The organism is Pseudomonas sp. CFBP 13719, assembly GCF_014842095.1.
Classification (GTDB): Bacteria; Pseudomonadota; Gammaproteobacteria; order Pseudomonadales; family Pseudomonadaceae; genus Aquipseudomonas.
Genome location: NZ_JACYVB010000008.1, coordinates 96,904 through 118,254, shown reverse-complemented (window position 1 = coordinate 118,254; position 21,351 = coordinate 96,904). Strand labels below are relative to the sequence as shown.

The window sequence follows — 21,351 nt, the reverse complement described above, 5'->3', positions numbered from 1 at the left end:
GCAGTGGTGCAAGATCGATCAGTGAGGCGCAATGGCGCCCAGGCACCGATGGCTTTCGAGGATAAAGACCGGTGTTCGAGCTTGCGTCGGCGACACGGTCAGTAACAGTCAGGGTCAATCCGTAACGCCTTCCCGCGCAGCGTTGGCACGCGCGGGAAGGCAACCGTCAGCCGGCTACCAGTACCCGAATGGCTTCCAGGCGCAGTGCGGCCTTGTCGAGCATGGCCAGACCGTCTTCACGCTGTTTGCGCAGAGCAACCAGTTCGCTGTCGCGCACGGTCGGGTTGACCGCCTGCAGCGCCGTCAAGCGTGCCAACTCTTCTTCCGTTTCGGCCGCCAGGCGATGTTGTGCCTGTGCAACGCGTTCGGCATGCCGTGGCGCGATCTTGCTTTCGCCGGCGGTGATGCGCGGTGCAAGCACATCGCGCTGAGCCTGGATGAACTTGTTGGCGCTGGCCTTGGGGACGCTTTCGAGCTGGTCGTTGAGGGTTTCGAACGACACCCTCGAGGCCAGGTCGTTGCCGTTGGTGTCGAGCAGGCAGCGCAGCGCGGCGGGCGGCAGGTAACGCCCCAGCTGCAGCGAACGCGGCGCCACCACTTCGCTGACGTAGAGCAGCTCCAGCAGCACGGTGCCCGGCTTGAGCGCCTTGTTCTTGATCAGCGCCACGGCGGTGTTGCCCATCGAGCCCGCCAGGACCAGATCCATGCCGCCCTGCACCATGGGATGCTCCCAGGTAATGAACTGCATGTCCTCGCGCGACAAGGCCTGCTCGCGGTCGTAGGTGATGGTCACGCCTTCGTCGTCGCCGAGCGGAAAGCTGGCATCGAGCATCTTTTCGCTGGGGCGCAGGATCAGCGCATTGTCGGAATGGTCTTCGCTGTCGATGCCGAAGGCGTCGAAGAGGGTTTCCATGTAGATCGGCAGGGCGAATTGATCGTCCTGCTCTTCGATGGCAGCCACCAGGGCCTGACCTTCGCCGTCGCCGCCGGAGTTGAGCTCCAGCAGCCGGTCACGCCCGGTATGCAGCTCGCTTTCCAGTGACTCGCGGCGGCTGCGTGCCTCATCGATCAGCGCTTGCCACTCGCCGTCGTCGGCGTTTTCCAGCATCGGCAGCAGGCGCGGACCGAACTGGTGCTGCAACGCGTTACCGGTAGGGCAGGTGTTGAGAAAGGCGTTGAGCGCGTTGTGGTACCACTGGAACAGACGCTCCTGCGGGCTGTTTTCCAGGTACGGTACATGTAGCTCGATGATGTGCTTCTGCCCGATTCGATCGAGACGGCCGATGCGCTGCTCGAGCAGGTCGGGGTGGGCGGGCAGGTCGAACAGCACCAGATGGTGAGCGAACTGGAAGTTGCGCCCCTCACTGCCGATCTCCGAACAGATCAGTACCTGCGCGCCGAATTCTTCATCGGCGAAATAGGCCGCTGCGCGGTCTCGCTCCAGGATGCTCATGCCTTCGTGGAACACCGTGGCGAGCGTGCCGGAGCGCACGCGCAAGGCGTCTTCCAGGTCCATTGCGGTTTCGGCGTGGGCGCAGATGACCAGCACCTTGGTGCGCTTGAGCATTTTGAGCGTGTCGATCAGCCATTCCACCCGCGGGTCGAAGCGCCACCAGCGCTCGGCGTCACTGTCCTCGGCGTGGGCCTGGAAGCCGACTTCCGGGTACAGCTCGGCGTGTTCGCCCAGCGGCAGCTCCAGGTAGGCGTCCGGACACGGCAGCGGGTAGGGGTGCAGCTTGCGTTCGGGGAAGCCCTGCACGGCGGCGCGGGTGTTGCGGAACAGCACGCGACCGGTGCCGTGACGATCGAGCAATTCGCGGATCAGGCGTGGGCCGGCTTCTTCGTCACCTGCATTGACTGCGGCGACCAGCGCGTCGCCCTGCGTGCCGAGCAATCCGTGGATAGTCTGTTGCGCGGTGCTCGACAAGCTGCCCTTGTCGAGCAGTTCCTGCACGGCTTCGGCAACCGGGCGATAGTTTTCGCTTTCGGCGCGGAAGGCCGCCAGGTCGTGGAAGCGGTTCGGATCGAGCAGGCGCAGGCGTGCGAAGTGGCTGTCCTGGCCCAGTTGCTCCGGGGTAGCGGTGAGCAGCAGAACGCCGGGGATGACTTCGGCCAGTTGCTCGACCAGCGAGTACTGCGGGCTGGCCTTCTCCTCGTGCCACACCAGGTGATGGGCCTCGTCGACCACCAGCAGGTCCCAGCCGGCGGCGAACAACGCATCCTGGGCCTTTTCATCTTCGGTCAGCCATTCCAGCGAGACCAGCGCCAGTTGCGCGTCCTCGAAGGGGTTGCTGGCATCGCTTTCGATGAAGCGCTCGGCATCGAACAGGGCCATCTGCAGGTTGAAGCGCCGACGCATTTCCACCAGCCACTGGTGCTGCAGGTTTTCCGGGACCAGGATCAGCACGCGGCTGGCTCGCCCCGAGAGCAGTTGGCGATGAATCACCAGGCCGGCTTCGATGGTCTTGCCCAGGCCTACTTCGTCGGCCAGCAATACGCGCGGTGCGATGCGGTCGGCGACCTCGCGGGCGATGTGCAGCTGGTGCGCGATGGGTTGCGCGCGCACGCCGCCCAGGCCCCACAGCGAGGACTGCAACTGCTTGCTGGTGTGTTCCAGGGTGTTGTAGCGCAGCGAAAACCACGGCAGCGGGTCGATCTGGCCGGCGAACAGGCGGTCGCTGGCCAAACGGAACTGGATGAAGTTGGACAGCTGGGTTTCAGGCAGCGTGCGTTGCTCGTTCTGTGCATTGAGGCCGTGATAGACCAGCAGGCCGTCGGCATCGTCGACCTCGCGCACGGTCAGTTTCCAACCTTCGAAGTGAGTGATCACATCGCCTGGAGAAAAGCGCACGCGCGTCAACGGAGCATTGCGCAATGCGTACTGGCGGGTTTCGCCGGTGGCCGGGTAGAGCACGGTGAGCAAGCGACCGTCCTGGGCCAGGACGGTGCCCAGGCCGAGTTCCGCTTCGCTGTCGCTGATCCAGCGTTGCCCCGGTTGATACTGCTGCGCCATGCTGCCTGTCTCCCGCTTTTGAAAAGGCGCTGATTCTAACGGATTGGGGGGCGCAGGGCCAAAGGTATGCTGAATAATCTGGGCGCGGCGCGCCGAAGCCTCAGACCGGCCCTGGCGGGCGCGCAAATCCAATCTGCCGGTGTCCGGGCAGACGCGTTAGGATAGCCGCCTGTTTTGCTCAGTCTTTGATCGGGAGTAGCCATGAGCACCGTGAATCGTGCAGCGGTGGAAGCCGTCCTTCGCCAGTACACCGACCCCTACATGAACCAGGATCCGGTCAGCGCCGGATGCGTGCAAGCCATCGATATCGATGGCGCGCAGGTGCAGGTACGCTTGCAACTGGGGTACGCCGCCGGCCTGTTCAAGAATGGCTGGGCCCAGGTACTGCAGACGGCCATCGAAAACATAGAAGGGGTCGATCGCGCCCATGTGCAGATCGACTGTGTGGTGCAGGCGCACAAGGCTCAGGCGCAGATTCCCGGCCTGGCCAACGTCAAGAATGTAGTGGCCGTGGCATCGGGCAAGGGTGGAGTCGGCAAGTCCACCACTGCCGCCAACCTGGCCCTGGCCCTGGCCCGTGAAGGCGCCCGGGTGGGTATTCTCGATGCCGACATCTATGGCCCCAGCCAAGGCGTGATGTTCGGCATCGCCGAAGGCACCCGACCCAAGGTCAAGGATCAGAAATGGTTCGTGCCTATCCAGGCGCATGGTGTGCAAGTGATGTCGATGGCCTTCCTCACCGATGACAACACTCCGATGGTGTGGCGTGGTCCGATGGTCTCCGGCGCACTTTTGCAGCTGGTCACCCAGACTGCCTGGGACGACCTCGATTACCTGGTCATCGACATGCCGCCTGGCACTGGCGACATCCAGCTGACCCTGGCCCAGAAGGTACCGGTGGCGGGTGCGGTGATCGTGACCACGCCTCAGGACCTTGCGTTGCTGGACGCCCGCAAGGGTGTCGAGATGTTCCGCAAGGTGCACATTCCCGTGCTCGGTGTGGTCGAGAACATGGCCGTGCACATCTGCTCCAACTGCGGTCACGCCGAGCATCTTTTCGGTGAAGGCGGCGGCGAGAAGCTGGCATTGCAGTATGGCGTGGAGCTGCTGGCGTCGCTGCCGTTGTCGATGCTGATCCGCGAACAGGCCGATGGTGGCAAGCCAACGGCGGCGGCCGAGCCAGAGAGCCAGATTGCCATGGTCTACCAGGAGCTGGCGCGGCATGTCGGTGCGCGGATCGTGTTGCAGGAAGCCAGTGCGCAGGCGATGCCCAGCATTACCATCAGCGACGACTGAGCGGTCTGGGAAAGCGAGAGGCGGTGCGCATGGCGCCCGCCCATTACCTGCACCTGAAAAGGTCAAACGGCAGGCATAAAAAAACCCCGCCGGTGAGGGCGGGGTTCTTCAGAAGCTGTTCAGCTCAAGTTATACGACTTGAACTTCTTCAGCTTGCATGCCTTTCTGACCGCGGGTAGCGATGAAAGAGACCTGCTGGCCTTCTTTCAGGCTTTTGAAGCCGTCAGCCTGGATGGCTTTGAAGTGTACGAACAGGTCGTCACCGGATTGTGGAGTGATGAAGCCGAAGCCTTTTTCATCGTTGAACCACTTAACGGTACCGGTTTGGCGATTGGACATGGTGTATCTCCTTGAACAAAGTTAACTGCGGTTCGGGAAAAGCCCTGGCCGAGACTGAGTGCAAAGAGCAGGAAAATTCATGAAGATGTTGGACATCGGGTAGAGATTCTCAGTGACACAAGCAACACAGTGGCGCCACCTTAACCCTTTTTCAGGAACGTGCCAATGGTCTTTGCAGGGTTTCTTGCAAATAGTGCTCGGCGGCGATGCGCCGCCAGGCGGCAGGTTCGCCGAGCCATGGGCGAGGCAGTCTTTGAACCGCGGCGCGAGGCCCGGTAAGATGCCCTTCGAACTTTATTCACCTCGCTATTCAGGACACCCGCCATGAGCATCAAATCGGACAAGTGGATTCGCCGCATGGCGCAAGAGCACGGCATGATCGAACCCTACGTCGAACGCCAGGTGCGCGGCGAGGGCGCGGATCGGGTGATTTCCTACGGGGTGTCCAGCTACGGCTACGACGTGCGCTGCGCCGATGAATTCAAGGTGTTCACCAACATCAATTCGGCCACCGTCGACCCGAAGAACTTCGACGAGAAAAGCTTCGTCGACATCAAGAGCGACGTCTGCATCATTCCACCCAACTCCTTTGCCCTGGCGCGCACGGTCGAGTACTTCCGCATTCCACGCAACGTGTTGACCATTTGCCTGGGCAAAAGCACCTACGCGCGCTGCGGCATCATCGTCAACGTCACGCCGCTTGAGCCCGAATGGGAAGGGCATGTGACTCTGGAATTCTCCAACACCACCACGCTGCCGGCCAAGATCTACGCGAATGAAGGGGTGGCGCAGATGCTGTTCCTGGAGTCCGACGAAGAATGTGAGGTGTCCTACAAGGACCGTGGCGGAAAATATCAGGGCCAGCGCGGCGTGACCCTGCCACGCACCTGATCCCGGCAGACAGGTGAAGGCGATCAAGGCGAACTAGTTATCATTTTACCACTCCATATGAGTGACTTGCCCGGTTTACCCACCGTATTCCGGGCCATTGCTCAGGAGTGTCTATGAAAATCGACCCGACTATCAGTGCTCAACTGGCTCAGCTGCAGCCCAACCAGATTGGCCTACTCGCCTGGTCGCTTCTGGCCGATTCCTACGGCCACATGGCCGGCGGCGTGCCTGGCCAACCCGATCCCGATACCCCACAGCCCACAGAGCCGGGCAGTCCGACCATCCCGGACGAGCCACCGCCCTCGCCTGTGGTCTGATCGCTTACGCGACCCGCCAGACGCCGCCGTCGCCGACCACGTACACACGCTGGTCGGCGTCGCTGTCCATATTGTATCCCCCCGTGAAGGCGCCGAACGCCGGGAGCAGGCTGACCTCGCCTCGCAATAGGTAACAAGGCAGGCGCAAGCTCTGACGCCCGCGCCCATGCAGCCGATAGACCGGATGAATGTGCCCGGCAAGCACATGCAGGCGTTGATGCGGATCAGGTTCGTGCTGGAGCGAAAACGGGCCCATTTCCAGGGGCTCGGTGACCACTTCGAAACGCAGTTCCGCAGGCGGGTCGCCCGCTCGCTTGTCGTGGTTGCCACGGATAAGTGTGATGCGCAAATCTGCGACGCCCGCACGCCAGTCGGTCAAGGCATCCAGCGTTCCAGCCGAATGCGATCCGGGTGCGTGGAGAAAGTCGCCAAGGAATATCAGGTGTTCGGTGGGATACTTCTCCAGGATCCGATCAATCACCTGAAGGTTGCTTGCCGTGGTGCCGCGGGGTACCGGCTGGCCCAGCTTGCGGTAGGCTGCCGCCTTGCCGAAGTGCGCATCGGCAATCAACAGCGCCTTGTGCTCGGGCCAGTAGACCGCTTTCTCCGCCAGCAGCCAAAGCTCGGCGCCTGCCAATTCTACGTTGCAATACTCACTCATCCTGCGGCTTTCTCCAGGTCGCCGACCATGCGGCGTATACGGTCGGCAAGCTTCTCCGAACTCAGGCTTTCACGGAAACGCTCGACCAGCAGCGGGAAGCCCAGCGGCGTCGGACGTTTGACGGCGTGCATATCCAGACGGCGGCTGGCGATCTGTTGCAGTACATGCTCCAGGCGTTGCACTTCGAGTTCCTGTTTCAAGACTTCTTCCTGCGCCTGGGTCAGCAGCAGGTTGCCGGCGTCGTATTGTTTGAAGACCTGAAAGAACAGACCGCTGGAGGCCTGAACCTGACGGGTGCTTTTTTGCGAGCCGGGGTAGCCGCCGAATACCAGCCCGGAGATCCGCGCGATCTCGCGAAAGCGCCGCAGGGCCAGTTCGCCAGCGTTAAGGCTGGCCAGTACATCGCTCAACAGGTTATGCGCGCTGAGCAGTGCAGGGTCCAGTTGGGTCGCCCAGTCCACTTCGGTGGCGCTGAGCAATTCGAGACCATAGTCGTTGACCGCGATGGAAAAGGTCAGGGGCTGGCGCTGAGCAAGGCGCCAGGCCAGCAGGCTACCCAGTCCCAAGTGCACCTGACGACCGCCGAAGGGGTAGATGAACAGGTGCCAGCCTTCGCGCGACTTCAGCGTTTCCGCCAGTAAGGTGGTTTCGCTGGGCAGCGCCGACCACTGTTGCTGTACTTCCAGAAGCGGGCGTACGGCGCGCATCTCGGGGCTGTCGTACTCACCGCGGGCGGCGGCGCCCAGCTTCGCCACCAGGGCGTCGGCCAGCTCGCCGGACAGTGGCATGCGCCCGCCATTCCAGCGCGGCACGGCGGCTTTCTTGGCGGTGCTGCGCTTGACGTAGGCGGTCATGTCCTCGACCCGCACCAGTTCCAGCTGACGCCCGGCGAACAGAAAGCCGTCGCCCGGCTTGAGACGGGCGATGAAACCCTCTTCGACACTGCCCAGCGAACGGCCGCCACCGCCCTTGCTCCAGTATTTCAACTGCAGGCTGGCATCGCTGACGATGGTGCCGATGCCCATGCGATGACGACGCGCCAGGCGTGCGTCGGGGACGCGCCACAGGCCATGCTCGTCAGGCTCGACTCGACGGTAATCGGGGTAGGCGGTCAGGGAGTGGCCACCGTAGCGCACGAACGCCAGGGCCCACTGCCATTCATCTTCGGTCAGGTTGCGGTAAGCCCAGGTGGTGCGCACTTCGGCCAGCAATGAGTCGGGCTGGAAGCCGCCGCCCAGCGCCATGCTCACCAGATGCTGGACCAGCACGTCCAACGGCTTGTCGGGTGATTCGCGCGGCTCGATGCGTCGCTGCGCGACGGCATCGTGGGCCGCTGCCGCTTCGACCAGTTCCATGCTGTGGGTCGGCACCAAGGTGACCCGCGATGCCCGGCCCGGTGCATGGCCGGAGCGGCCGGCACGCTGCATCAAGCGCGCGATGCCCTTCGCCGAGCCGATTTGCAGCACCCGTTCCACCGGCAGGAAGTCGACTCCCAGGTCCAGGCTCGAAGTACACACTACCGCCTTGAGCTGGCCTTGCTTGAGGGCGCGTTCGACCCACTCGCGCACTTCCCGCGACAGCGAGCTGTGATGCAGGGCGATGATACCCGCCCAGTCCGGGCGCGCATCGAGGATGGCCTGGAACCAGATTTCCGACTGCGCACGGGTATTGGTGAATATCAGGCAGCTGTTACTGCTTTCGATTTCCGCGACCACCTGGTCGAGCATGCGCAGGCCCATGTGGCCACCCCACGGAAACCGTTCGATGGCGGCGGGCAATAGCGTGTCGACCTCGATCGTCTTGGCCTGCGCTCCCTGCACGCTGACGCTGGGCTGGTCGGGCAGAAGTACTTGCTGTGCATGCGCCTGGTTGCCGAGAGTGGCGGAGATGCCCCAAACGATCAGCTGCGGATTCCACTGCCGCAGCCGCGCCAATGCCAGCTGCAACTGCACGCCGCGTTTGTTGCCGATGAGTTCGTGCCACTCATCGACGACGACCATGGCGACGCTGCTCAACTCTTCGCAAGCCTTGTCGCGGGCCAGCAGCAGCGTCAGGCTTTCCGGCGTGGTGACCAGCGCCGAGGGCAGACGCCGGGTTTGCTTGGCGCGATCACTGCTGCTGGTGTCGCCGGTGCGCAAGCCCAGGCTCCAGCCGATCTGCAACTCATCCACCGGTACTTGCAGGGCGCGCAGGGTATCGGCGGCCAGCGCGCGCATGGGCGTGATCCACAAGACCGTGAGCGGCGCCATGACCGGTTTGCGCTTGCCCTTGGGGATGACGGGCCCGGCCTTGGCAAAACGTTGCAGGGCGGCGAACCAGACGGCGTAGGTCTTGCCGGCACCGGTGCTGGCGTGAAGCATGCCTGACTCACCCCGTTTGACCGCGGCCCAGACATCCTTCTGGAAAGGGAAGGGCTTCCATTGACGGCTGGCGAACCAGTGTTTGGCAAAAGCGCTGGGGGTCGGCATGCCGTGACGGAGCGTCCTGAGGTATTTCTAAAAGGACCGCGACCACGCAAGTTGGTTTGATATTTGTACAAAGACGCATGCGTGTATCAGTATCCGGTCATTTCCAGATAGCCTTCGCCGCCGTGGCTGCCGGTCAGGGTCACCGGGCCTTCCCAGTAGGGCGTGCCCACCGCCATCCATGCTTTGGGGTTCAACGCGGTTGTTTGCACATGCAGGCCATGGCTGGGGATGTCGATGGCCCAGCGGGTGGGTACCTGCCGACCGGCCACGGTGGTGTCCTGCAACGGGCGCAAGGTGATGCTGCCTGGGGCCAGCGGTGTACTGCGCCCTTGGGCGTCGATCCAGTTGCCGCTGAGAAAGTCTTGCCCGCCCGCGCCACGCAAGCGAAACACCATCAACTGCTGGCCGTCGTCCAGGTGCAGCGAAAACCAGTCCCAACCGGACTGGTCGGCTGCCAGCGGCTGGCTGCTCCATTCCCGGTCAAGCCACGCGCGGCCCTTGACTTGATAGCGCTTGCCGTCGATCTGCAGCTGGCCGGCAGCGGTGAAGAACGGCTGGCTGTAATAATACGAGGCTTGTCCCGCGTCGGACTTGCGGCTATAGCCTTGCTCCCCCTGCAGCACCAGAGGGCGCTCGCTGGTCAGTGCCAACTGGTAGGCAAAATGTTCGCCGCGGGCCTGCACGTCCATTGCTGCGAGGGGGTGTTCGGCGCCCGGTTGGCTGCGCAGGTGCCAGTTATCGATCCAGGCATTGAACGGCACAACGGTCACACCGGCCTGGCCGATGCCGCCGCGGGCCAGGGTCTGGGCGCTGTGGTGGTCTGTCGCAGAGGTGAGTCCGGCGTGGCCGATCCACAGGTTGCGATTACCCCAGCCCGGTTCTGTGCTGCCCGGTGCCAGCGCGCTGCGGAACAGGGTCCACTGCACGCCGAAGCGTTGCCCTTGATCGTCTTCGAGGTTGGCGGTCAGGTACCACCACTCGATGCGGAAGTCGGGGTGGGCGCCATGGTCGGCGGGAAACTCGAAGAGCTTGCCGGGGGTGACCTGGGCGAAGTCACCGGCCTGGCCGCCGAGCCCGGCAAAACCGGCAGGGGGCGGGGTCGGCTCGCAGCCGCTGGCTGCCAGCAGCAAGGCCAGCAGCAGTATCCGGATCAGCTTAGCGCTCACTGGCCATCACTCGCAGCAGGTCGGTGGGTTGGCTGCGTTGCAGGCGCAGCATGGGCCAGGCCGACGCCAGCATCGCCGCGATCAGCGCCAGGCCGCACAACTGCAGGATCTGCAACGGAAACACCTGCAAGGGCAGGCGCCAGCCGAAGGCCTGCACGTTGATCACCGCCACCAGGCACCACGCCAGCAGAATCCCCAAAGGGACCGCCAGCATCAGGGTCAGCAGAGCCAGGATCAAGGTCTGCGCCACACTCAGCAGGATCAGTTGGCGACGTTGCACGCCCATTGCCCACAGCGGCGCCAGCTGACCCAGGCGACTCTGGCTCTGGGTCAGCAGGCCGATGAACAGGGCCACGCCGGCCACCCCCAGAGTCAGTGCATTGAGGGCGGCCGTGGCGCTGAACGTGCGTTCGAAAACCTGCGAGGCCCAGCGCTTGAGTTGCCGTTGTTCCACCACATGGCTGTCGTCCAGGCCAAACGCTTGCTGCACTCGGCTTTTCAGGGCAGCGGTGTCGGCCTCGGCCATGCGCAGGGCAAAGCGGGCGGGTGGGGTGCCGGGCCAGTGTTGCTGGAACTGCGCGGCGCTGACCAGAATATGGCCCTTGGGGTTGCCGTAGTCGGCATAGATGCCCACCACGGTCGGGGTCCAGCGCCCCTGGGCGGCGGGCAATGCAAGGCGCGCCCCGATGCCTACGCCCAGGCGACGCGCCAGTTGCTCGCTGAGCATCAGGCTGTCAGTGGAAAACAGGGTGTCCCATGGGTTGCCGGCGGCCTGTTCGAGCAACGGCCAATGCTCGCGGTACAGCGGCGCGTCGATCACGGCGGCCAGTTCGGTTGGCCAGCCTTGTTGACGAATCTGCATTTCCCAGCCGGGCAGCACCTGTTCGATCTCATTCTGCCGTTGCAGCCATTGTTGCAGCGCCTGGGCTTGTTCGGCGTGCTGTGGCCGCAGGTACAACTCGGCGCTCAAGCGCTGTTCCAGCCAGCCACTGAAGGTCTGTCGGAACCCTTCGGTCATGCTTGCAGCGCCGATGTTGGCAGCCAGTGCCAGCAGCAACGCCATGAGGGCCAGGCTCAGCCCGGGCAATTGCTGGCGGCAGTCGGCCAGGAACCACTGGCCCAGCACGCCCCAGCGGCGCCGGGCGAGCAGGGCGAGGACACTGCTGAGCAGCACCGGCAAGGCCAACGCTGCTGCCAGCAGCAGGCTGCCCATCAGCGCAAAGCCGGTGGCCAGGCCGTTGCCCCATACCGCCAACAGCACGGCCAGCACAGCTGCGCAGGCTGCCACCATGCCTTGCCGACGTAGCCATTGGCGATGGGCCTGATGCCAGGCTTCGCCGCCGGACAACGCCAGCAGCGGCAGGCGTGCGGCACGCCATAAACTGTCGGCGCCGGCCAGCAACACGCCGCCCAGGCTCAATGCCAGACCGCCCAGCCACCAGGCCGGGCTCAGGTTCAGCTGTCCGGCGACTTCCGCGCCATACAGGCCGCGCAAGCTGGCCGCAACGTCGGGCAGCAGCAGACTCGCCAGCCAGTAGCCGCTGACGATGCCGGCCAGCCCGCCGAGCAGCGCCAGCAGGCCCAGCTCCACGGCCAGGGCCAGCACCAGCAGGGCGGCGCTCACCCCGCAGGCACGCAAGGTGCGCAGCAGGGCACGACGCTGCTCCAGTGCCAGGCCGATGGCGGCGTGGACGATGAACAGGCCGACCACGAACGCCAGCAGCCCCAGCGCGGTCAGGTTCAGGTGAAAGCTGTCGGTCAGGCGCGCGAGGTCGCCGTCGGCAGCGCTGCGGTTGATCTGCAGGCGATCGGTGTATGCGTCGGGCAAGGCCCCTTCGAACGTTCGTGGCAGCAGCAGACGGGTCAGTCGCTCAGGCGTCTGCAGCACCAATTGGGCCGCGCCGATATCCATCAGCAGGACGCCCGGTGCCATCTGTGCCCGGACCTGCAATGGCGGCAGCGTCGCGCCAGTGCCGGCGAGCAACCGCGCACCTTCCTCCACGCCAAGCTCACGCAAGGTCTGCGGCGCTACCCAGGTGCGCCCGGGCGCGCCGATGAACGCGCTCAAGTCATCGCTGCTGGGCACCTCGCCGGCCACGGGGCTGCCGGCTGGCAGGGTCAACGGCTCGATACCCATCACTTGCAGGCGCAGCTGCGGGTGCGAGGGGAGGGCGATCCGGCCCTCGAGCACCGGCGAGACTGGCCAGCCCTGCAGGCGCAGTGCGATGAAGGTCGATTGCTCAAGGTCGGCGCCGTCACGGGCGACGATGCTCGCCTGGGCCTGGCCACCGACCATCTGGCTGGCCAGGGCATAGCTCTGTCGTGCCTGGCTGTTCAGGGCGAGTACGCCGGTGAACAACGCGGTGGCCAGCCACAGGCCGGTGATCAGCGCCACGCCCTGTACCGGATGCCGGCGCCAATGGCTGAGCAGGCTGCGCAGGGTCCAGTACAGCACTGCCACGTCAGCGATCCGTCCCGGTGACGATGCGACCGGCCTGCAGCACCACGCGTCGCTCCAGGCGGGCCGCCACCAGCGGGCTGTGGGTGACCATCAGCAACGTGCTGCCGGTGGTCTGCAACAGCTCCAGCATCAAGTCCAGCGCTTGCTCGCTGGTGGCTTCGTCGAGGTTGCCGGTAGGTTCGTCGGCCAGCAACAGCGGCGGACGCGAGGCCAATGCACGGCCCAGGGCCACGCGCTGTTGTTGCCCGCCGGACAGTTGCTCCGGGTACCGCTGAAGGAGTGCCGACAAGCCCAGGCGTTCGGCCAGTTCGCGCTGCCAGACGGGGTCCAGGCGGCCGGCCAGACGGGCCTGGAAGGCCAGATTATCGCCCACGCTGAGGCTGCTGATCAGGTTGAACTGCTGGAAGATCAGGCCGATGTCGCAGCGCCGCCAGCGTGCCAGTTCCCGTTCGCTCATGTGCGTGAGTACTTGCCCGGCAGCTTCGATCCGACCGCTGTCGGCCACATCCAGGCCGGCCACCAGGTGCAGCAGGGTACTTTTGCCGCTGCCCGATTCACCCATCAGGGCCAGACTGGCGCCACGCTCCAGTTGCAGGTCGATGCCCTGCAGCACCGGCAGCGGGCCTTGCGGTGTGGCGTAGGTCTTGTGCAGACCTTGGATATCCAGCATGGGCAGGCTCTTCGTGACGGTGATGCCGCGGCTCTCAAGCCTTGGCAGCGATGAGGGGCTGTGACTGTGAGTCCGCGCCCATGGGCAGGTTCAAGCTTTGTTGCGTATCAGACGCCGCAGCGCGAAGCGATTCGGATGGCAGGCCCAGGCCACTTCCTGAGGTAGCGGCAGCGGTTCGTTGTCCAGCCAGGCGGCAATCAGTTCACCCGACAGCGGGGCGGTGATCAGCCCGCGCGAGCCATGACCGCTGTTGACGTACAGCCCCGGCAGCCAGGGGCAAGGCTGTTCAGGCACCTGGCGGGCATCCTTGGCCAGGATCGCAAAGCGTTCGGCGAATGCTTGAGCGTCGGCAACCGGCCCGATGATCGGCAGATAGTCCGGACTGGTGCAGCGGAATCCGGCCCGGCCCTGCAACCGTTCGGCGGGCAGCAGCGCGGCGCCCAGACGCACGGCAAGGTCAGGGGAAATCGCCTCGAGCAGGGCGAGGTTGTCGAGGTTGTCGGCCTGGCTGGGTGTCAGGTCATCGCTGTGGAAATCGAAGCTGGCGCCCAGCGTGTGTTCGCCCGAACGGGCGGGGGCGATGTAGCCCTCGGCGCAGACCACCGTCGACAGCGCCGCACTGTGCGGTGTTTCCGACAGGCGAGTGATTTGCCCGCGGATGCGCTTGAGTGGCAGGGCGCAGGTCTGGGCGAAGGCGTTGACTTGCGCGGCGCAGGCCAGCACGGCGACCGGAGCGCTGGCCAAGGGGGTTTGGTCGTCGAAGGCGTGCCATTGGCCGTCGAGGTAGCGCAGTGCTGCCACGTGATGATGGCGCAGCAGGGTGATGCGTGGGTGGCGCGCCAGATGTTCGCACAGCGCCGGTGGGTGGACCCAGCCACCTTCGGGGTAGAACAGTCCGCCGCCGGTCAATTCGACGCCCGCCCGCGTTTCGGCCCGAGGACGATCCAGGCAGTGCAGCAGTTCGGGCGGGAATGCAGCGGCCAGTTGCTGTTGGCGCTGTGCTTCCTTGTCGTCGAAGGCCAGTTGCAGAACACCGCAGGCGTCCCAGTCATGGCCGCGCTGCAGTTGTTCGAGCAGGCGACGAGTATGGCCGAAGCCGGCCAGGATCAATTGCGAAAGGGCCGTGCCGTGGGCCGACAGTTTCAGGTACAGCACGCCCTGGGGATTGCCCGAGGCTTCCTGGGCCACTTCGGCATGACGCTCGAGCAGGGACACGCGCCAACCGCGTGCTGCCAGGCTGGCCGCCGTGGCGCACCCCGCCAGACCTGCGCCGATGACCAGCGCGTGACGTTCGCCTGTGAGCGGCTCGGGGCGGGCGAACCAGGGCTTGGCGACGGGTGTTGCCACTGAGGCGTCGCCCACGAACACCCCTCGTGACACATGCCATTTGTTGCCGATGCCCGGCACTCGTTTCATCTTGAATCCGACGGCCGCCAAGCCGCGCCGCACCCAGCCGGTACTGGTGAAGGTCGCCAATGTAGCCCCCGGCGCTGCCAGCCGCGCCAGTTCGGTGAACAGCTCGGGTGTCCACATATCAGGATTGCAGGCCGGGGCGAAGCCATCCAGAAACCACGCATCGACCTGGCCGTCGAGGGTCGGGAGCTGCTCCAGCGCATCACCTATCAGCAGCGTCAGAGTGACCCGGCCGCCGTCGAACACCAGGCGCTGGAAGCCCTCATGCACGGCCACATACTGCTTCAGCAGCGCTTCGCTATAGGCAAACAGCTCTGGCCACAGTGCCAGGGCACGGGTCAGGTCCGCAGCGCTCAGCGGGTACTTTTCCACGCTGACGAAGTGCAGGCGTGCCCCCGGTGCGGCCGAAGCGGTGAAGCACTGCCAGGCGCAGAGAAAGCTCAGCCCGGTGCCGAAGCCGGTTTCCCCGATCACCAGGCGACCGTCGTCGGCGAGGGCGGCGAAGCGTTCTGCCAAGCGGTTCTGCTCGATGAACACGTGGCGGGTTTCGGCCAGGCCGTCGGCGGCGAAATACACGTCGCCAAAGGCGCGCGAACGAGGGTGACCGGTGTCGGTCCAGTCAAGCTGGGCGAGGAGGCTCGGGGTTTTCATGACGACGTCGGCAATGGGCAAGGCCGCATTGTAGCGCGCAGGCCATGCTTCGCGCGCGCCAGGACGCCCTCACCGCAGCGCAGCTCATTGCCTTTGCCAGGTGGTGATTAATACGCGTCCCGACACGCGCCGCACTGGCTACTGTGCATGTTCCCCTTTCGGCAAGGAGCCGACCATGCACACGATCTACCCTCCCATGAGCCAGGCCGACAACGCCCGGGACAGCCGCCATGCGCGCATCGTCGCGCAGCAGCTGCCCGCCTGGCTGACCCAGGCCAGCCCGGCGATGCGCCAGGCACTGAGCGCCAGCCAGAACGAGAGTCACGCCGCCAAGCTGGCCCTTGCTCCAGTGCTGGCCGAGTTGCGCGACGTCACCGAGTACTGCGCTGACGTGGTGCGCGAAGCACTGCGCGAGCAGTTTCAACTCGACATCGATCCGCGCCGTTATTCGCTGGTGCGCGCGATGCACAACGTGGGTATGGGTTTCAGCCATCGCCTGGCCATCGAACAGAACCTGTTGGTGGCCGCAATGCAGAACTTCGAGGCGAACCTGCCATTTCCGCCGGGCTCTATGGTGCTGCCCGTGGGCGGTGTCGAATACGTCACTGCCGACAAGGACATCGATTTTCGTGCCCGCAGTGACAAGCCGGCGATCACCCTCGATCCGAAGCGATTCGCCTCGATGTGCCGCAGCCTGGATCTGGGCCGGCGCTACCAGAATCATCTGGACAGCGTATTCAAGCCCGAGCACAAGGCCGAACAGGTGGCGGCGCTGTTCAAACGCAATGACCGAGCGCACTTCGCGGTGCTGGCCCACATTGCCCGTATGCGCGGCGATATCGAGCAAGATGGCTACCGCATGCTGCTGCAGATTGCCGAAGCGTCCACCCCGACCTGGGCGGGCAAGACAGTGCGCTATCACTGGTTGCGTCTGCTGGGCAGCGCCGATTTCGCTGCCGTGGCGTTGTGTGGCGTGCAACTGATCGAATCGACCGTCGACGGTCGTTGCCTGGTACTGATGCCGGGCGAGCCCGATCACCCGATCAAGCAATACCCGTCGTTCCAGGCCTTCGCCGAACGCTTGGGAGAAAAACTCCAGCAGGCCGATTTCCAGCGGTATTTCTGCTCGCTGGTGGGCGAAAAGTTTGCCGCGTCGTTCACCCAGCGCCTGCAGCAGCGGCTCGACAATCCGGCCGGTGGTTGGCTGCAGCGCTTGCACCTGGAAAAACTCCAGGTGGTCGGGGATCTGTTCGAGCTGCAGCACAACGATCGCTTGCTCAGGATCTATCAGGATGCCCGAGTGCTGGCGGTGCCGACCGTCGACGAAGACGCGATTGCGCTGGAGCGTGAGCGCCGGCGATATCTGGACGCTGGCACGGCCTTGCTCAATATCGCCGGGTTCGTGATCCCGGCGCTTGGCGCAGCCATGCTGACGTGTGCCGCCGCCCAGCTGCTGCAGGAAGTGTTCAGTGGTGTCGACGACTGGCGCCAGGGTGACGACCATGCCGCCTTCGGTCACGCCATGAGCGTGGCCGAGAACCTGGCGACCATGGCGGCGTTCGCCGGTGCGGTGCACGCCGGCAGTGGCTGGATCGCGCCCAGAGTGCCTGCAGTGGCCGCCGACACCCAACTGGCAGAACTGCTGCCGGTGACCCTCGCCGATGGCCGCCACCAGCTATGGCACCCGAACCTGAACGATTACGCCGCCAAGCCCTTGCCTGCCGATCTGCTGCCCGACACCGACCGTCTCTATCATGATGACGCACGTCACAGTGTGGTCATCGACGAACGCGTGCACGACCTTCGCTTCGATGATCGCCATCAGCAGTGGCGCATCGTTCATCCGCTTGAAGCAGATGCCTATCAGCCGTTGATCGAAGAATCCGGCAGTGGCTGGCGACTGGCCGCCGAGCAGCAACCCCAGGCTGCCGCCGCGCCACTGCGCGATCGTCTGGGTTGGCGGCTGTCGGGCATGGACCCGCAGGATATTCATCAGGCGCTGGCCAGCACCGGCTTGCCGCCGACTGCGCTGGACGAAGTCTACGCCCAGGCCGACCAGCCCACTGCGTTGTTGACCGATGCGTTGCAACGCTTTGCCCTGCATCGTCAGGTACAACGCGCCGGTCTTGTGGGCGACGCCGCGCAGGTGCGTTTCGACCAGCTCTACAGCGCCACGCATTTTGGCAGCGGGCCGGCAGTCCAGCTCGTTTGCCGGGATTTTCCGGCCCTGAGCATCGCCGCCGCCGAGGAGGTACTGCTGGGTGTTGCGCCCGGCGAGCAAGCGCAAATGCTGACCAATCGGCGCATTACTCTGAAGCTGAGCGAGCGTGCCCGTGGCTACCAGCAGGCTCAGCGCTTGAATCGCGCTTTCGAAGGGCTGTGTTTCGACAGCGCCCAGTCGCTGGACAGTGTCGAAGTGGAGGAGGCCATCAAGCAGGTGCTGGGCGATGACGCGCCGGCCGATACGGTGCGTGACTATGCTTTCGCTCACCGCGACGCCTGCGCTCGCTGGCTGGGACAGGCGCATGCGCCGGACAGCTTCAGGGCGCCGATGCGCGACGGCTACGGGCGGGTAGGTTACCCCATGAGCGGTCGCGGTCAGGTTGCCTTGTCGCGTCGGGTGTTGGTGGCGCGCATTCGCCGTATCTACCCAGGTACCAGCGAACGAAGCGCCCGCGAGTTGTTGGGGCTCTATGAGCAGACTGGCATGAGCCGCGCCGGCATCATGCAGGGGTTGGACAACCTCACCTACGAGCGTGAGCAGATGCACGCTCAACTGGAAGCCTGGTCGCATCGACCGGCCCCGGCCAACCTGCCCGCGCGGTACAACGCCAGCAGCGGCGACCTGGTTTACTACCGCGCCGACGTCACTGCGCGCCTGGACATCGCCTGGCGCCGCCAGCTGCCCGCCGAGCGTACGGCCCAAGGCTACAATTATTACCTCAATCTGACCTATTCGCCGTTGCTCGATTTTCCAGCGCTGAACGCCGACCTGAGCTTCGTCACCCACCTGAACCTGACCGGCAGCACGGTGGATGCCACAGCGCTGAACCGCCTGCTCGCCATTTTTCCACACCTGCGCAGCCTGACCCTGCGCGAGTGTAGGCTGGGCCAGTTGCCTGAGGCCGTCGACCGATTGACCCAACTGACCGAGCTGGACCTGACCCTGTGCGACCTCACCCTTGACCAGGCACTGATCGATCGATTGGGGCGGTTGCCCAACCTCGGTGTGCTGAGCGTGAGCGGCAATAACCTTGGGCCAATCGCGACTTCCAGCGGTTTCGACCGGCTGCAGCAGCTCAATCTGGCAGGCCTGGCATTGCCTCATTGGCCGCTGTGGGCCTCGCGTCTGCCGTCGCTGCGTACCTTGAACCTCTACAACACCCGGCTGCGTTACATTCCCGAATCGGTGTTCGATGAAATGAGCCAAGGCCAGCCTATCGATGTGTTCATGGACAGAAACCGGCTGGATGACGCCAGCCGCAGGCGGCTTGCGAGCGCTCGACCACGGCGGCGCTTTCAGTTTTTCTCCCACCGCACCAATGACATTCGTCCGACGCGGGTAGGGCGGCCCTCGGTCGATGTATGGCTGCAGGGTGCCACTGAAGTCGAGCGTCGCCATCGCGCACAGCTTTGGCAAGGTCTGATCGACGAAGAAGACTCTGTGGCCTTCATCGACCTGATCGACAACCTGCGCCGTACGCCCGATTTCGTCGGCAATGCGGCCGAGCTGACCCAACGTGTGTGGAACGTCGTTGCCGGGGCGTCGGCGCATCGCCAATTGCGTCAACGCCTGTATGCCATGGCCCAGGGGCTGGACACCTGCGTGGACGGAGAGCGGCTCATGTTCAGCGATATGGAGGTCCAGGTGCTGCAGCATCATGCCCTGCAGGGTGCTACCTGGAGCCAGCGTGGCCAGCGCCTGTACGAGTTGGCCCGCGGATTGTTCCGCCTGGATCGGCTGGAGGCCATCGCCCGGCGTATCATCACCGAGCGCCGCGGGCGTGGGGTGGGCGTCGACGAGGCAGAAGTACGCATGGCCTTGCGGACCTACCTGGCCCGTCGCCTGGCCTTGCCTGGCCAGCCGCAGAGCATGGCGTATGCGGCCACGGCAGGCATCGGTGTGGATATCTACGACGCCGCGCAGGCCGAGGTGCTGCAAGCCGAGACCGAGTCGCAGTTCATTGCGTTCATGGTGCGTCAGCCCTTCTGGACCGACTACCTGCGCGAACAGCATGCCAGCACACTGGAGCGGCGTCTGGCCCCGTTCGCCGAGGAACTGAGTGTGCTCGATGAGCGTCAGGAGCCGGGCAGCAGCGGTGACTATCTGCGCCAGGCCAACGACATCGCGCGCCGCCGTCAGGACGCGGAGAGCACCGTACTGGGCGAACTAACCGAGCTCGAGCGGGTCGGCTTCAATAGCGATACGTACAGCCCCACCGAGCCTGCCCGGGCTCGAACACGCTAACCGAAGAGGAATGCCTGCCCCATGTTCGAATCTGCCGAGATTGGTCACGCCATCGACAAAGATACTTACGAGGCGCGTCTGCCTGCCCTGCGCGAAGCGCTGCTGGAAGCCCAGTACGAGCTCAAGGAGCAGGCGCGTTTCCCGGTGATCGTGTTGATCAACGGCGTGGAAGGGGCGGGCAAGGGCGAGACGGTCAAGTTGCTCAACGAGTGGATGGACCCGCGCCTGATCGAGGTGCGCACCTTCGATGAAAAGACCGACGAGGAACTGGCGCGACCACCGGCCTGGCGCTACTGGCGCCAGTTGCCGGCCAAGGGCCGCATGGGCGTGTTCTTCGGCAACTGGTACAGCCAGATGATCCAGGATCGGGTGCATGGCGACATCAAGGATGGCCGTCTGGAGCAGGCCATCAACGGCGCGCAGCGGCTGGAGCGAATGCTCTGCGACGAAGGTGCGCTGATCTTCAAGTTCTGGTTCCACTTGTCCAAGCATCAGATGAAGGCGCGCCTCAAGTCGTTGCGTGACGATCCGTTGCACAGCTGGCGGATCAGCCCGCTGGACTGGCAGCAGTCCAGGACCTATGACCGTTTCGTGCGCTTCGGCGAACGCGTGGTGCGGCGCACCAGTCGCGATTACGCGCCGTGGCACGTGATCGAAGGCGTGGATGCCAACTACCGCAGCCTGGCGGTCGGGCAGATTCTGCTCGAAGGCTTGCAGGCTGCCCTGAAGGCGCCCACCGAGCCAGTGCGCAAGGTCGTGGCGAGCAGTGGCGAAAGCATCGACAAACGCAGCCTGATCGGCAGCCTGGATCTGAGCCGGCATCTGCAGAAGGACGATTACGAACACCAACTGATTTCCGAGCAGGCCCGTCTGGCAGGCCTGATGCGCGACAAGCGCATGCGCCGTCACGCCCTGGTGGCGGTGTTCGAAGGCAACGATGCGGCGGGCAAGGGTGGAGCGATCAAGCGTGTCGCCGCCGCGCTCGACCCGCGTCAATACCACATCGTGCCGATTGCCGCGCCCACCCAGGACGAACTCGCCCAGCCCTATCTGTGGCGTTTCTGGCGGCAATTGCCGGCGCGCGGCAAGTTCACCGTGTTCGACCGCTCCTGGTACGGCCGTGTGCTGGTCGAGCGGATCGAAGGCTTTTGCAGTCCGGCCGACTGGATGCGCGCCTACGGCGAAATCAACGACTTCGAAGAACAACTCACCGAGGCCGGCGTGGTACTGGTCAAGTTCTGGCTGGCGATCGATGAACAGACCCAGCTGGAACGGTTCAAGGAACGCGAACAGATCCCGTTCAAGCGTTTCAAGATCACCGAAGACGACTGGCGCAACCGGGAAAAATGGGGCGCCTATCGCGACGCGGTGGGCGATATGGTCGATCGCACAAGCAGTGAGGTGGCGCCCTGGACCCTGGTCGAGGCCAATGACAAGCGCTGGGCGCGAGTCAAGGTACTGCGCACGATCAACGATGCGCTGGAAGCTGCCTTCAAGAAGGACAAGAAAGACTGAGCCATCGCGGCGCTCCCTTCGC

The 21,351-nt window shown here is 64.5% G+C and carries 13 protein-coding genes; 5 read left to right on the top strand and 8 right to left on the bottom strand.

What is annotated here, in order from left to right; all coding sequences use genetic code 11:
• Nucleotides 1–166: 166 nt before the first annotated feature.
• Complete coding sequence (rapA, locus tag IFT57_RS21790; RefSeq protein ID WP_192152642.1) at nucleotides 167–3,013, bottom strand: RNA polymerase-associated protein RapA; 2,847 nt, start codon at nucleotides 3,011–3,013, stop codon at nucleotides 167–169.
• A 201-nt stretch (nucleotides 3,014–3,214) separates the two neighbouring features.
• Between rapA and apbC the strand changes: the two genes are divergently transcribed.
• The gene (apbC, locus tag IFT57_RS21785) at nucleotides 3,215–4,309 is read left to right on the top strand and encodes an iron-sulfur cluster carrier protein ApbC (RefSeq protein WP_192152641.1); all 1,095 of its coding nucleotides are present in this window, start codon (nucleotides 3,215–3,217) and stop codon (nucleotides 4,307–4,309) included.
• A gap of 129 nt (nucleotides 4,310–4,438) precedes the next feature.
• On the opposite strand, the gene IFT57_RS21780 is transcribed toward apbC, so the two are convergent.
• Nucleotides 4,439–4,648 (bottom strand): cold-shock protein, encoded by a 210-nt coding sequence (locus IFT57_RS21780; RefSeq protein ID WP_049862192.1) that lies wholly within the window; start codon nucleotides 4,646–4,648, stop codon nucleotides 4,439–4,441.
• 324 nt (nucleotides 4,649–4,972) lie between these two features.
• Between IFT57_RS21780 and dcd the strand changes: the two genes are divergently transcribed.
• Both dcd and IFT57_RS21770 read left to right on the top strand, forming a co-directional pair.
• Nucleotides 4,973–5,539 carry a dCTP deaminase gene (gene dcd, locus IFT57_RS21775; RefSeq protein WP_122795047.1) on the top strand — a complete coding sequence of 189 codons (567 nt, stop codon included), beginning with the start codon at nucleotides 4,973–4,975 and terminating at the stop codon, nucleotides 5,537–5,539.
• 113 nt (nucleotides 5,540–5,652) lie between these two features.
• Entirely contained in the window at nucleotides 5,653–5,856 is a 204-nt protein-coding gene (locus IFT57_RS21770; RefSeq protein ID WP_122795046.1) for a hypothetical protein, read from the top strand.
• 4 nt (nucleotides 5,857–5,860) lie between these two features.
• Here the strand turns inward: IFT57_RS21770 and pdeM are convergent, their stop codons facing one another.
• The 6 genes from pdeM to mnmC form a co-directional block, all read right to left on the bottom strand.
• Complete coding sequence (gene pdeM, locus IFT57_RS21765; protein WP_192152640.1) at nucleotides 5,861–6,517, bottom strand: ligase-associated DNA damage response endonuclease PdeM; 657 nt, start codon at nucleotides 6,515–6,517, stop codon at nucleotides 5,861–5,863.
• Nucleotides 6,514–8,985: a ligase-associated DNA damage response DEXH box helicase gene (locus IFT57_RS21760; RefSeq protein WP_192152639.1), complete on the bottom strand. Its 2,472-nt coding sequence runs from the start codon at nucleotides 8,983–8,985 to the stop codon at nucleotides 6,514–6,516. The genes pdeM and IFT57_RS21760 overlap by 4 nt, the downstream gene beginning before the upstream one ends.
• 86 nt (nucleotides 8,986–9,071) lie before the next feature.
• Nucleotides 9,072–10,151: a lipocalin-like domain-containing protein gene (locus IFT57_RS21755; RefSeq protein ID WP_342030371.1), complete on the bottom strand. Its 1,080-nt coding sequence runs from the start codon at nucleotides 10,149–10,151 to the stop codon at nucleotides 9,072–9,074.
• Nucleotides 10,141–12,612 carry an FtsX-like permease family protein gene (locus tag IFT57_RS21750; RefSeq protein WP_192152638.1) on the bottom strand — a complete coding sequence of 824 codons (2,472 nt, stop codon included), beginning with the start codon at nucleotides 12,610–12,612 and terminating at the stop codon, nucleotides 10,141–10,143. Before IFT57_RS21750 ends, IFT57_RS21755 begins: the two co-directional genes overlap by 11 nt.
• Before the next feature lies 1 nt (nucleotide 12,613).
• Nucleotides 12,614–13,282 (bottom strand): ABC transporter ATP-binding protein, encoded by a 669-nt coding sequence (locus IFT57_RS21745; RefSeq protein WP_122713961.1) that lies wholly within the window; start codon nucleotides 13,280–13,282, stop codon nucleotides 12,614–12,616.
• A gap of 90 nt (nucleotides 13,283–13,372) precedes the next feature.
• Nucleotides 13,373–15,346: a bifunctional tRNA (5-methylaminomethyl-2-thiouridine)(34)-methyltransferase MnmD/FAD-dependent 5-carboxymethylaminomethyl-2-thiouridine(34) oxidoreductase MnmC gene (gene mnmC / locus IFT57_RS21740; protein WP_192152637.1), complete on the bottom strand. Its 1,974-nt coding sequence runs from the start codon at nucleotides 15,344–15,346 to the stop codon at nucleotides 13,373–13,375.
• Nucleotides 15,347–15,521: 175 nt separating this feature from the next.
• Here mnmC and IFT57_RS21735 point away from each other — a divergent pair, with 175 nt between their 5' ends.
• Nucleotides 15,522–19,814, top strand: a complete 4,293-nt coding sequence (locus IFT57_RS21735; protein ID WP_192152636.1) for an NEL-type E3 ubiquitin ligase domain-containing protein — start codon at nucleotides 15,522–15,524, stop codon at nucleotides 19,812–19,814.
• 21 nt (nucleotides 19,815–19,835) lie between these two features.
• Nucleotides 19,836–21,329: a polyphosphate:AMP phosphotransferase gene (gene pap, locus IFT57_RS21730; protein ID WP_192152635.1), complete on the top strand. Its 1,494-nt coding sequence runs from the start codon at nucleotides 19,836–19,838 to the stop codon at nucleotides 21,327–21,329.
• Nucleotides 21,330–21,351 lie beyond the last annotated feature (22 nt).